Genomic DNA, 13,185 nt, shown 5'->3' with positions numbered 1-13,185 from the left:
AACGTATGAGTGAATTGAACCGTATGCTGAGCGACCTGAGTGCGCCAGCTCAAAAAGAAAATACCGTTTCCTTGGCAGCGATTCCATCGACGTGGGGATTCCGCGTTGTACGTGTGGTGCTGGCGATCGTCGCAACCTTGGTTGGGGCTTCCGGCATCGCATGGGCGATTGCTGCCAATGGTGACAATGCTGACCGCGAAGGCAAAACCGTTATCGCGCAGCCTCAAGCGATTGCGCCTGCGCTGATCAAAGAAACCGACGCTGGCGTGGCAATCCACGAGCCAGTGGTCGCACCGTCAATCATCACGCCGAGCGTCACAACAAAAGTGGCGACGCAAGACATTACTTTTGTCGCGTTGAATGACAAACCAAAGGCATCCGCAGTTGCGGTAAAGCAACCTGACATTGTTCGTCAGACAGCATTCGTTTCAGATCCTAAAGCGGCGCCCATGAAGCATGTTGAAGCACCTGTAGAGCTGGCGGCGATAAGCTCGAATACCCGTTCAAATTCAAAAGCTGACACTGATGTGAAAACGCCCGTGAGCACATCGTCTGCTGCGCCGAAGAATACCCCGCGCGTTATCGCGATGACGACCCTTGAGCCGTCCGCGAATTCTGCGTCTACGTCTGAAGAAAGCGCGGTAATGGAAGACACATCCACGCCATCACTGACGGTCGAAACCGTTGAACTGAGCGGCGAAGACTTGGCGGCGATTGCGTACAAAAAAGCACAAAAACGCACGCAGGTGGGCGATACCCAAAAAGCGATTGTTTACCTGCGTGATGCCGTGAAATATCAACCGACACACCTTGGTGCCACCAATCAACTTGCAGGCTTGCTTTATGGACGCGGAAAGCTGCGTGATGCAGAAAGCGTGCTGCGAAAAGGCATCAGCGCGAACCCGCAAGCGGCGTCACTCAAGCTGACCTTGGCACGCATGTATCAGCAAAGTAGCCGCGAAGAATCAGCATTGAATGTGCTGATGACCCCGGTAGACACGTTAGATGGTGAGCAACGTCGCTTCATGTCGATGCGTGCTGCCTTGGCGCAGAAACTGGGTCGTCATGGCTTAGCCAAAAACAGCTACCAATGGCTGACGCGCAATGAGCCACATGATGGCCGCTGGTGGTTAGGCTACGCCGTGTCTTCGGAGCGAGAAGGCGACTTATCGACAGCAAAAGAGTCGTATCAATCAGCGATTCAGGCGGGTGGTTTGAGCGATAAATCCGTGCAATTCGCGCGTCAGCGTTTGGTGTACATCAATAATCAAGCACAGAAAGAAGGAGACTCAGATGGCCGTTAAGCTACGCAAACGTCTGGGGGATTTGTTGGTTGAAGAGCAAATTATCTCTGATCATGATTTAAGTGCTGCCTTGCAACGCCAATCTCAAACAGGCCGTAAGCTTGGCGATACCTTGATGGACATGGGGATCTTGTCTGAGCATCAACTGCTCGACTTCCTTGCGCGTCAATTGCATGTGCCCTTGATCGATCTGAGTTTGACGCAAGTGGACCCAAGCGCAGTGACCTTGTTGCCCGAAGTGCATGCAAGACGATTACGTGCGCTGGTGATTGGTCGTGTGGATGACACAGTACGTGTTGCCATGTCCGATCCTGCCGATCTTGCCGCGCAAGAAAGCGTACTGAACTTGCTGCATCAATACCGTGTTGAACTGCTGATCGTGGCAGAACAGCCGCTGGTGGATGCGTTTGATCGTTACTATCGCCGTACCAGTGATATCGCCTCGTTTGCAGAGCGTCTGCAAGCTGAGCACGGCGTAAAGCTGGAACAACATTTCGGTGCGGAAGACGACCAGTCTGAAGAAGTGACGGTCGTTAAGCTCATCAACTCTTTGTTTGAAGATGCTGTGCAGGTGAATGCCTCGGACATTCACATCGAGCCTGATGCCGATGCATTGCGCATTCGCCAGCGTATTGATGGTGTGCTGCATGAAACCTTATTGAAAGAACGCGCCATTGCGTCTGCCCTTGTTCTGCGCTTGAAGCTAATGAGTGGCATGGACATTTCTGAAAAACGTCTGCCGCAAGACGGGCGTTTTAATATCAATGTGCGTGGCAATGCCATTGATGTGCGTGTGTCAACCTTGCCTGTTCAGCACGGCGAATCTGTGGTGATGCGTTTGCTCAACCAATCGGCGGGTGTGTTGAGCCTGACCCAAGTGGGTATGGATCCAGTGATGTTGCAGCGCTTCCGAAATCAGTTGCGTCGCCCTCACGGCATGATCTTGGTGACAGGGCCAACGGGCTCGGGCAAAACCACCACCTTGTATGGCGCATTGAACGAACTCAATGTGCCGGGTAAGAAGATCTTGACGGCGGAAGATCCGGTGGAATATCGTCTGCCGCGCATCAACCAAGTACAAATTGCAAACAAGATTGGCCTGACGTTTTCCTCCGCGCTGCGTACTTTCTTGCGCCAAGATCCAGACATCATTCTGGTGGGGGAAATGCGTGATCTTGAAACCGTCGAAATCGGTCTGCGCGCATCACTGACGGGTCACTTGGTGTTATCCACACTGCACACCAACAATGCCATCGACAGTGCATTGCGTTTGCTGGACATGGAAGCGCCAGGGTATCTGGTTGCCAGTGCGGTGCGCGCAGTGTTAGCGCAGCGCTTGATCCGTCGTATTTGTCCTGATTGTAAAGTGCCTCACGCCTTGGATGAAAGCGAGTCTCTATGGCTAACGACCACCATGCCCGAGTCTGCGAATGCAGGATTCTACGTCGGTCGTGGTTGTCAGCACTGTAATTTTACCGGCTACAAAGGCCGAATTGGTGTGTTTGAGCTGCTCGAAATCACGCCAGATTTGATGGATGCATTGCGTGCCAATGACACGCGTGCGTTTGCGTTGCTTGCCGAGCAGCAACCGGGCTATAAGCCATTGGTGAACTGTGCACTGGATTACGCCAAACAAGGCAGTACCACGCTGGAAGAGACGATGAAACTCTCTGAAGGTGCTGCCATGTCGTTAGTGAGTGTGTAATGGCGCGTTTTCGTTATACCGCCCGGGCGGCCAATGGTAAGCGTGTCTCCGCCGTGGTAGAGGCGGGCACAGAGCATGAAGCGATCGCCTCCATCGTTGATGGCGGCATGGTGCTGCTATCGCTGACGCCAACAACGGCGCGCGCGCAAAAAGCGTCATCAGGTCAATCGTCGGTATCCTTGTTCCAGCGCCCTGTGAAGCTGGAATCCTTGGTGATCCTTTGTCGCCAGATGTACAGCCTGACCAAAGCGGGCGTGCCATTGATGCGCGCCATCAAAGGCTTGGCGCAAAGCACCGCGGATAAACCGCTTCAAGCGGCGCTATTGTCGATTTGCAATGAGCTGTCGAATGGCCGCGCGTTATCGACGTCGATGCGAGACCACCCTCATGTGTTTAGTGATTTGTTTGTGTCACTGATCCAAGTGGGCGAGAACACAGGGCGACTAGACGACGCCATGCTGCAATTAGCGGAGTATTTCGAGCAAGAAATGGAAACCCGTCGTCGCATCAAATCGGCGCTGCGTTACCCAAGTTTTGTCCTCATGGTCATCATTTCGGCCATGGTGTTTTTGAACGTGAAAGTCATCCCGCAGTTCGCGGGCATGTTCGCCAAGTTCGGTTCTGACTTGCCACTGCCCACCAAAATATTGATGGCGACGTCGAGCTTCTTTGTCGATTTCTGGTGGTTATTGCTGATCTCAAGTGTGTGCTCTTTTGCTGGCTGGAGCCTTTGGAAGAACACGGAGAAAGGCCGCGTGTCGTGGGACAAATTTAAGCTGCGCATTCCGCTTGTCGGCCCGTTGGTCAACAAAGCCTTGATGTCACGATTCTCGCGCACGTTCGCCCTGATGCTTCGTGCAGGCGTGCCACTCAATACGGCGTTACAGATGTCCGGCGAAGCGCTGGACAATCACTTTCTGGCTGGCGAAGTCGATCGCATGAAAAACGCGATTGAATCGGGCGTGAACCTCAGTTCCGTCACGGGCGACAGCAAACTCTTTACGCCACTGGTTCATCAGATGATTCAGGTGGGTGAAGAGACGGGTCAAATCGACAACCTGTTGTTGGAAGCGAGCGAGTTTTACGACCGCGAAGTGGATTACGACTTAAAAACCTTGTCTGCACGCATGGAGCCCATTTTGCTCTTGGTGGTGGCAGGCATGGTGCTGATTCTCGCGCTGGGTATTTTCCTGCCGATGTGGAACATGCTCGACCTTATCCGCGGCGGATAAATGCGCAGTGCTAAATGGAACCGCACGCCCGTTGAATGGGGGATCCTGACGGTACTCATTGGCGGGTTTGTTATCGCAGCCATCCCTGTGTTTGAAGGCATTGTGCGTTATGCCGACAAGGTGGAGTTTCGCTATCTGGCCAATGCTTTTCAAGGCGCGGCACAGAATGTGTACTTCCACAGTCGCCTGAGCCATGCATCCAGTGAGCAGGGCAAAAGCATCGTAGTGCTGGAGGGCGAACACTTTCGCCTAACAGATGAAATAGCAGGTAATGGGCAGTATCCCTTTGCCTTAGAAAGCGGGGCGAAAACCCTGTCAGCGTTGACCGCACAAGATTGCGGCGCGCTATTTAAAGCATTTACTGGCCAATCGTATTGGCTGGAACAAGACACTCGGCCGAGGGCTTTTTCTCGCACTTTGCCTAGGGTTCGTGCAGTAGCGGTATTGGAGAACGGGACGCAACCTTCTCCCCCTTATTGCCGATTTGAACGACCGGTACATGCCGGTTTTATGAAAGATGGTTCATCAGATGTGCTGATTAACCATGTATTTGCCTACTATCCCGCTTCGGGCAGGGTAGAGGTATTGAATAAATCTGGAGAGAGACAATGAAACGTCAAGGTGGTTTTACGCTGATCGAAATGATCGTGGTAATCGTGATTCTGGGTATTTTGGCGGCAACAGCAGCACCTAAATTCTTTGATTTTAAAACTGATGCACAAAATGCTGCACTGCAGGGATTAAAAGGGGCAATTGATGGCGCGGCAAATGTAACTTTTGCTGAAGTTCAAGTTAATGGCAGTGCTGCTGGAATTACCGTAACGGCTGAAGGTTATCCAACAGCGGCTGTTGCAGGAATCGGTGCTGCAGTTACTGGTCTTACGACAGATTGGGCGTCAGATTATACCGTTGCAGATAAAGCTAGATATGCACTCAAAGGCCAGACAATTGGTGCAGGTGTAACTTGCGTTATTTATGAGTTTGACGCTAACAATTTCCCAAAAACTACAGTTGATGACTGTGAATAATTGATGAGTAAAGGCTTCACCCTGATCGAGTTAATCACCGTCTTGGTGATCCTCGGTATTATTAGTGTGTTTGCCGTACCGCGCTTGTCGGGAGCTGAAGCCTTTTCAGTGATCGGGGCGCGGGATGCGGGCTTGTCTGTCGCACGGCAAGTTCAGCTTAGGGCCATGCAGCAGGAAGATCCTTCCGATAGCTGCCATACCCTGACCGTTGCTGCCTCCCGCATGGGGGGCAGTGCCGCTTCTGGCTGTGGTTTTAATACAGACCGCAGTGATGTGGTGGATTTATCGGACTCATCCGTTCGCATCTCACCACAACAAACGATTCATTTTGATTTGTTGGGGCGACCCATAGATTCGGATAAGAAGCGCATTTGCGTATCTTCTGAATGCCAAATAACCTTTTCGCAAGGCGCGAGTCGCGCAAGTATTTGCCTAAACAGTGAAGGCTATTTCTATGCCTGTGACTGAAAATACCTCTAAGTATCCAACCCCTATTTCTCACCATCAGCGCGGATTCACGCTGGTGGAGCTGGTTATCGGCATTGTCGTCTTTGGTGTGGCGATGGTGTTGATCAGCACAACCCTATTCCCTATGTTCGCCAAATCAGCCAACCCGCACTTTGAAGCCCGCGCAGCAGCGTTGGGACAAGCGGTGATGTCAGAAGTGCTGGCGCGACAATTTGATCGCAATAGCGACCCTAACGGCAGCCAATGGCGCTGTGATGAAAATGCCGACGCGGTGAAAGCCTTGGGCATTCCAGCACCCGACACCATTCCTGCCTGCACGCCAACGTTAGTTGCAGGAGACGGCTTTGTGGCCACCGAAGACTACATTGGCTGTTGGGGGGCAGATAGCAGCATTTGTTCTGATACGGATCTTCATAAAGGTAGCTTGCACGAATTGATTGGTGGCAGTGCCGATGATTATTTGGGCTTTATGGTGGATATCAATGTCACCTATGACGATTCGACCTTCACGGATAGCACGAACAATTCCCAGCTTCATAAACGCATCGACATGGTGGTTGATACCGGACAGTTTGGCCGTTTTGACTTCACCGCCTATCGGAGCAATTTCTGATGAAACGAGCGTCCCAATCAGGATTTACGCTGGTTGAGCTTATCGTCACCATGACAATCCTCGCGATTGTGTCTGTCGGTATCTTTGGCTTTATCGAAAGCAGCACCAGTGGGTATGTGGAATCAAAAAACCGTGAAGCGTTACAATCCCAAGCTCGCTTTGTGGTTGAGCGACTAGGGCGCGAATTGCGTCATGCTGTGCCGAATAGCATGACGGTGTGGGATGATGGCGCCTGTTTAACCTATACCCCTATTCGTTACTCAGGCACGTATCACCAGTTAAAACAGGGCGCGAACACCTTGGATGTTGCGCTTTCTACCGAAAAGACAAACTGGCAAGGTGGGGTCACAAGCGATCGTTTGGTCTTTTTGCCCATGAAGCCATCAGATCTTATAAGCGGTGCATCGAACAGTTTTGCCATTACTGCTGCCTCAGGAAACACCCTAACACTTGATAAACCTCTCGCAGCCGAATGGCCTGCATCTTCACCGTCTAAGCGGATCTATATCTATCATCATTCGGTGACACTTTGCTTCGGTGAGGGTGAACTTCGTCGACGTGTGAACGATGGTGCGACGCCCAAAAATATCACACTGGCACAAAACATTGCGGCAGGCAGTCGCTTCGACCTTGCTGGCACATCGCTATCTAGCGGCAACCTGATCAATATTTATTATCGTTTTAATCAATCCAGTGAAACCTCTGTTTACAACCAACATGTGCAGGTTCTCAATGCGCCTTAGCCGCTTTTCTTCTTATAAACGTCAGCAAGGCAGTATGTTGATGATTGCCATATTTGCGATAACGGGATTAGCCGCACTCGGTGCCGCCTTGATGCAAATTACTTGGTCGCAAAGCGATACAACGACGCGAGAAGTGCTCGGTACACGCGCTTGGTTGGCCGCGAACAGTGGCACAGAGATGGCAATGGCAAAGCTATTTCCCCTTGCTAAGGATATTGATAGCCCACCAGTCGCAGAGTGCAATGCGACGCCCCAAACCACACAATTCTCATCAAGAGGGTTACGAGGATGTTCTGTGTCTGTGACCTGTGAGGTAGTTGGTACACCGCCATTGGCACAGTACAGAGTTGAGAGCACAGGCAAGTGCGGTAGTGGGCATCTTCAAGTTGTGCGAGTGCAAGAAAGCTGGGCGAAGGAGTTGGCGCTGTGATTCGGTTACTTTTTTTCTTTATCTTTACGCTTTTTAGCGTTCAAGTCCTAGCATCTAATGCACAGTATTTTCCTGGCCCCGCGCAAGCCCCAAGTGTTGCAGGCAACGCGTTTAACTGTCGTTTGGATGCAGTTAAGACGAGTTGTATACAAATTAATGAAGGGGCGACAGTGGTTGTTCCTAATGCGCCAGAGGTCGAGCTTGGCTTTGAGGATGTCTATACCTCATGGGGGGTTAAGTGTAATGCTATTAATGGATTAACCCCTGTTGAATGTGTTCAGAGTGATGTAAGGGTAGCTGATAAAGGCTTGAAACCATTGGTCAGAGGTCACGGTGAAAATGATCTTACTATGGACGATGCGAATGCTAACTATGAGACAAAATACCAAGATGACGTCCGTTTAACGCCAAATGATCCGAACTATGTCTCCGTATTAATTCTTGCTGAATCTACGATCACGCTCGCTCCGGGTAAATACTATTTTGGCACGTTAACACTAAATCAAAATGTCCATTTGGTGCTCGAAGGTGAAACAGAAATACATATCAATGAATTAAATGTTCTGAATGGTGTATTTATGAATTCAGACGGCAAGTCGAGCGCATTGTCTATATGGGTGCACAAACAAGAGCAGGGGGAAGACTTCTACAGTATTAAACTCGGTTCTGGTTCTGTCGTAAGAGGAAATATTTACTCTGTCGGTTCTGCCTATTTGGCGGGATATACTCAAACAAAAGTATTCGGTGCGCATATTCATGGTGCGGTAACAGCAAAATCCATTGTGATGACTGATGGTTCACGTATCTTCTATGAGCCTCTAAAAGTATTTGATTTATTTATTACTCCTGAGCTGGCATCCGCTAACACATGCTCGCGCATTCCTATTATGTTTAACGTCACTGACGACACAGGTGACATTCAAACAGATATCTCTGGTGACTTAACGGTCAAAGCAACCAACCACTTAGACACCGCGTGCTGGGCTACCAGTGAGAACGGTAACTGTATTGGACCCGATAAATCGGTAACGTTGACAGCGGGTAGCACTGAGCTTTGGCTTCAAAACAAAGCCATTGGCACCGTTAATGTCGAAGCAACGTTTAACTCCAGTGACACGGGTGAACTCACCTCCGAACAAGGCAACTACACCTTCAAAGCGGGTGGGTTTCGTTTCTCTCCTTCACCCCTGAAAATGGTGGCTGGCAAGCCAGAGAAGCTCTCCATTGAAGCCGTTTATGGCGATTGCGACCCTACCCCAATACCTGATTATGAAGGGACGAAAACGCTTAAATTTGGTGAAGCGTCTTACCTTCAACCTGCATATTTGAGCGGGGGGGCGCCAAGAAAGCCTACGATCAATGGTAATTCGGGCGAGCAAACGCTGAACATCAACTTCGTTGATGGACGCGCCAATAATGCGGTAACGGTGAGATATGCAGATGCTGGCGCTCTGAGTATTCCTGTGGAGGAAGTATCAACAGGAAAAAGTCAGGCGACCCTACCCTCAGGCTCGGAAAACAAAGCGATGTCAGAAAAGCTGCAAGGCGACGCAGTATTGCATGTTCGCCCATACACTCTGGCAATATGTGATCTTTCAGGTAAGCAAAGCCCAGCCACAGACAATGGCAGATTAAGTAAGGCAGGAGATGCATTCTCGGCTTCCCTAAAGCCCGTGATATGGAAAAGCGGTGATAGAAATGATGGCGGCATCGTTATGTTAGATGATTCTTATTGCAGTCGTCCCATCACACCGAGTTTTAAAGCGGTAGACGCGCCAGCAGCGCAGGTGCTGTTTGATGATGTGGCGCGGATTGTTACGCCTGTATCAGGCAGTGATGCCACTCTTAACGGTTTCACACCCAAAACCAATACAGACGCTACCAGTAACGGTTTATACCCATTTTCCACTTTAAACATCAGTGATGTTGGGATCTTCAAAATACGCTCTCAGCTAGTATCAAAATATCTCGATATGACGGTTAATCCCGGACAGCGGGACGTCGGCCGTTTCTACCCGTCTCATTTTGGCCTCAGTGCGAGAATAAATCCCGGAATTGATCCAGCCTATGATGATGAGAGTAAAGGGTTTACCTATCTCGAACAGCCATTTAGTGGCAATTACGTTATCCATGCGATGACGACGGACAACAAGCCCGTTAAAAATTACCATGTGTTTTCAGGGGCCAATGACAAAGCCGCATTTGAAGACTGGGCGGTTCATGATGCGTCTGATATGACCTCTCGGTGGTCGCATCCCGCATTACCTTCACAAGCCGCGCAGCAATGGAAAGCTGGCGCTGGCGGAGCGAGTGAGGTCGCGATTGATGGAAGCATGATGGTGCAAAAGAGCGCGTCGCCAGATGGGCCTTTTGAATCGCTACGTTTTGCTGTGGGGGTTAAATCACCTGATCGGGATGGAACGGGATTTACGTTTTGCGATGAAAACGCCGCTGCTCAGTGCGTAGAAAAAGTGCCAGATCCCAAAGGGGGAAGCGATGGCGCCAAATTCGGCAGAGGCGACTTCCTCTTCGGCCGTATGCGTATTGAAGGGTTTACGGAAACCCAGGATTTAACGCGTGAACAAACCCTGCCTGTGACTGTCGAAGTCTTCAATGGGTCTCACTTCGTGACAAATGCGCGAGATAACGCGACCAATATTTCCACTGAGGCAGGCGTTGCTCAAAAAAATGTACTGTTTAGTGATACAACCGTCGAAGCTGACCGTGCTCAGATAGTGCTAAAAAACAGCGCGAATGAGGTTGTTCAAACGAAACGTGTTGAAAAGGGTACTTCTGTCTTTCACGTTATTCCGCCAAATCAGGATAAAGGGCCAAACCGTGAACAATTTCGGTTTTGGCAAAAGCTCGGTGCGCCAACAAAAAGTGGTCTGCGTCAAACTTGGCTGCAATACCGTTGGCAGGGCGACAGCTTTAATGAAGATCCGTCAGCAATAGGAACATTTGGTTTCTACAGAGGCAGCGATCGCGTCATATTTAAAGGTGAAAAAAACATCACTTTGACAGGGGAATGAAAAAAAAGACTGATCTCATTCAGGTTTGTAGATCATCGCCTTGCCGCGCCCCGTCAGCATTGGTACATTTAGCGGAATTTGAAGAATTTTAACGCTTGCAGGATTAACCGAAGATTATGTTTAAGAAACTTCGTGGCATGTTCTCTAATGATCTGTCTATCGATCTAGGAACCGCTAACACACTTATCTACGTTAAAGGACAGGGCATTGTTCTTGATGAACCTTCCGTTGTCGCTATTCGCCAAGATCGTGCAGGCTCACCAAAAAGCGTTGCTGCTGTAGGCCATGAAGCCAAGCAAATGTTGGGTCGTACCCCAGGCAATATCGCAGCTATCCGTCCGATGAAAGACGGCGTTATCGCTGACTTCTATGTGACCGAGAAAATGCTGCAGCACTTTATCAAAACGGTTCACGATCATAGCTTTATGCGACCAAGCCCACGTGTATTGGTTGCCGTTCCTTGTGGTTCTACCCAAGTTGAGCGTCGTGCAATTCGTGAATCTGCATTGGGTGCAGGTGCACGTGAAGTGTATTTGATTGATGAGCCAATGGCGGCGGCAATCGGTGCTGGTCTGCCTGTGTCGGAAGCAACCGGTTCTATGGTGGTCGATATCGGTGGTGGTACCACGGAAGTTGCGGTTATCTCTCTGAACGGTGTGGTTTACTCATCGTCTGTACGTATTGGTGGCGACCGTTTCGACGAGTCAATCATCAACTATGTGCGCCGTAACTACGGTAGCTTGATTGGTGAAGCAACCGCTGAGCGTATCAAGCACGAAATCGGCTCTGCCTACCCTGGTGATGAAGTGCGTGAGATCGAAGTACGCGGCCGTAACCTTGCTGAAGGTGTGCCACGTAGCTTTACCCTGAACTCAAACGAAATCCTTGAAGCGCTGCAAGAGCCGCTAACCGGTATCGTTTCTGCGGTCATGGTTGCACTGGAACAGTGTCCACCAGAATTGGCGTCTGATATTTCAGAGCGCGGTATGGTATTGACGGGCGGTGGTGCATTGCTGCGCGATCTTGATCGTCTGTTGACTGAAGAAACCGGCATCCCTGTGGTTGTTGCTGAAGAACCATTGACGTGTGTTGCGCGTGGTGGTGGTAAAGCGCTTGAGATGATCGACATGCACGGTGGCGATCTGTTCAGCGAAGATTAATTCGCGTCCACCTATTTACAGGTTTAACAGGTTGTAAGTGAATGAAACCGATATTTGGCCGTGGGCCATCGCTACAATTACGCCTGTTTTTCGCTCTATTGATATCAGCCAGCCTTATGCTGGCTGATAGTCGTCTTGGTGCTTTCACCAACTTTCGTTATCTCCTGAATTCCGTTGTCGCGCCGTTGCAGTATGCCTCTAACGTGCCGCGTGATTTATTGGATAACGTATCCCGTCAGTTTACCTCTCATCAGCAATTGTTGATTGATAACACCAAGCTGAAAGAAGAAGTGCTAATGCTTCGAAGCAGTCAGTTGTTGTTCACGCAAATGGAGCAGGAAAACCAACGTCTTCGCGAGCTACTCGGCTCTCCGTTTGTGCGTGATGAGCGCAAGATGGTGGCGGAAGTCATGGCGGTTGACTCTGATCCTTACAAGCATCAGGTCATGATCGACAAAGGGCGAACAAACGGCGTGTATGAAGGCCAGCCCGTGCTAAATGAGCGCGGTATCGTCGGCCAAGTCTCTTATGTTGGGGCGCATAACAGCCGCGTATTGCTGATCACAGATCCGACGCATGCGATCCCTGTGCAAGTGGTGCGTAACGATGTTCGGGTAATTGCGGCAGGCCGAGGCCAAACCGACAATATTCAGCTCGATAATATTCCAAGCAGCGCTGACATTGAGCCGGGCGACATGTTAGTCACGTCCGGCTTGGGCGGTGTTTTCCCTGAAGGGTATCCGGTGGCTAAGGTGAGTTCGTTTTCCTTTGATAACCGTCGTCCGTTTGCGCAAGTGGATGCGAAGCCAGAAGTGCAGTTTGATCGCTTGCGTTATTTGCTGCTGGTGTGGCCAACCAATGTCGATAAAGACGAAGCCCCCGCGAATGACGAAAGCCTTGAAGGTGCACAAGAGGGCGATGCTACGCCTACTGTGAACCCTGATGCCGCTACAGAACAACAAGAGACCACCAATGGCTAATTCTACTGTGCGCGGTCATACGCTTATTTGGCTGTCATTCATTGTTGCGCTGATCCTTCAAGCCGCGCCTTGGCCTGGTGAGTTAGCCCCGTTTCGTCCTTCTTGGGTGTTGCTGGTGGCCTTTTACTGGGTATTGGCATTACCACATCGTGTGAACGTCGGGACGGCGTTGGTGCTGGGGTTGCTTTGGGATTTGATGCTGGGGTCGACGCTCGGTGTGCGTGGCCTCATGATGTCGGTGCTGATTTATATTGTCGCGCTCAACTTCCAGTTGTTGAGAAATATGTCCCTTTGGCAGCAAGCAGCACTGTTGTCGTTGCTCACGCTGGCAGGAAAGGTGTTAGAGTTTTGGGCGGAATATTTGGTGTCGGATGTACAGTTCGACCCCAATATCCTTTGGTCCGGTGTGCTTAACTTCCTGTTGTGGCCATGGCTATTCCTTTTACTGCGTCGCGTTCGTCGTCAGTTTTCCATTAAGTAATCTGGAGCC

Annotated in this window: 13 protein-coding genes; all 13 read left to right on the top strand. The window is 50.4% G+C overall.

Annotated elements, in window-relative coordinates; genetic code table 11:
- Positions 1–5 precede the first annotated feature (5 nt).
- Positions 6–1,304: a tetratricopeptide repeat protein gene (locus BM082_RS12055; RefSeq protein WP_074927064.1), complete on the top strand. Its 1,299-nt coding sequence runs from the start codon at positions 6–8 to the stop codon at positions 1,302–1,304.
- Positions 1,294–3,009 (top strand): GspE/PulE family protein, encoded by a 1,716-nt coding sequence (locus BM082_RS12050; protein ID WP_074927063.1) that lies wholly within the window; start codon positions 1,294–1,296, stop codon positions 3,007–3,009. Before BM082_RS12055 ends, BM082_RS12050 begins: the two co-directional genes overlap by 11 nt.
- A complete protein-coding gene (locus tag BM082_RS12045; protein WP_074927061.1) occupies positions 3,009–4,241 on the top strand; it encodes a type II secretion system F family protein in 1,233 nt (410 codons plus the stop codon). The genes BM082_RS12050 and BM082_RS12045 overlap by 1 nt, the downstream gene beginning before the upstream one ends.
- Positions 4,242–4,853 (top strand): hypothetical protein, encoded by a 612-nt coding sequence (locus BM082_RS12040; protein WP_074927059.1) that lies wholly within the window; start codon positions 4,242–4,244, stop codon positions 4,851–4,853.
- Positions 4,850–5,269, top strand: a complete 420-nt coding sequence (locus BM082_RS25435) for a type II secretion system protein (RefSeq protein WP_074927057.1) — start codon at positions 4,850–4,852, stop codon at positions 5,267–5,269. Before BM082_RS12040 ends, BM082_RS25435 begins: the two co-directional genes overlap by 4 nt.
- 3 nt (positions 5,270–5,272) lie before the next feature.
- The gene (locus BM082_RS12030; RefSeq protein WP_074927055.1) at positions 5,273–5,737 is read left to right on the top strand and encodes a type II secretion system protein; all 465 of its coding nucleotides are present in this window, start codon (positions 5,273–5,275) and stop codon (positions 5,735–5,737) included.
- Positions 5,724–6,350, top strand: coding sequence for a type IV pilus modification PilV family protein (locus BM082_RS12025; protein WP_074927053.1), 627 nt, complete (start codon positions 5,724–5,726; stop codon positions 6,348–6,350). Before BM082_RS12030 ends, BM082_RS12025 begins: the two co-directional genes overlap by 14 nt.
- Positions 6,350–7,093, top strand: coding sequence for a PilW family protein (locus tag BM082_RS12020; RefSeq protein ID WP_017016846.1), 744 nt, complete (start codon positions 6,350–6,352; stop codon positions 7,091–7,093). The genes BM082_RS12025 and BM082_RS12020 overlap by 1 nt, the downstream gene beginning before the upstream one ends.
- Complete coding sequence (locus tag BM082_RS12015) at positions 7,083–7,523, top strand: MSHA biogenesis protein MshP (protein WP_074927051.1); 441 nt, start codon at positions 7,083–7,085, stop codon at positions 7,521–7,523. Before BM082_RS12020 ends, BM082_RS12015 begins: the two co-directional genes overlap by 11 nt.
- The gene (locus BM082_RS12010) at positions 7,520–10,555 is read left to right on the top strand and encodes a DUF6701 domain-containing protein (protein WP_074927049.1); all 3,036 of its coding nucleotides are present in this window, start codon (positions 7,520–7,522) and stop codon (positions 10,553–10,555) included. Before BM082_RS12015 ends, BM082_RS12010 begins: the two co-directional genes overlap by 4 nt.
- Positions 10,556–10,671: 116 nt before the next feature.
- The gene (mreB, locus tag BM082_RS12005) at positions 10,672–11,715 is read left to right on the top strand and encodes a rod shape-determining protein MreB (RefSeq protein ID WP_002537278.1); all 1,044 of its coding nucleotides are present in this window, start codon (positions 10,672–10,674) and stop codon (positions 11,713–11,715) included.
- Positions 11,716–11,756: 41 nt separating this feature from the next.
- Positions 11,757–12,695, top strand: coding sequence for a rod shape-determining protein MreC (gene mreC, locus BM082_RS12000; protein ID WP_017016849.1), 939 nt, complete (start codon positions 11,757–11,759; stop codon positions 12,693–12,695).
- On the top strand, positions 12,688–13,176 hold the full coding sequence (gene mreD, locus BM082_RS11995; RefSeq protein WP_017008130.1) for a rod shape-determining protein MreD: 489 nt from the start codon (positions 12,688–12,690) through the stop codon (positions 13,174–13,176). Before mreC ends, mreD begins: the two co-directional genes overlap by 8 nt.
- Positions 13,177–13,185: the final 9 nt, after the last annotated feature.

Origin of the sequence: Enterovibrio norvegicus DSM 15893, assembly GCF_900115495.1 — a bacterium.
Taxonomy (GTDB): domain Bacteria; phylum Pseudomonadota; class Gammaproteobacteria; order Enterobacterales; family Vibrionaceae; genus Enterovibrio; species Enterovibrio norvegicus.
Note: the sequence above shows the minus strand (reverse complement) of the source record. Positions and strands in the feature narration are given on the sequence as shown.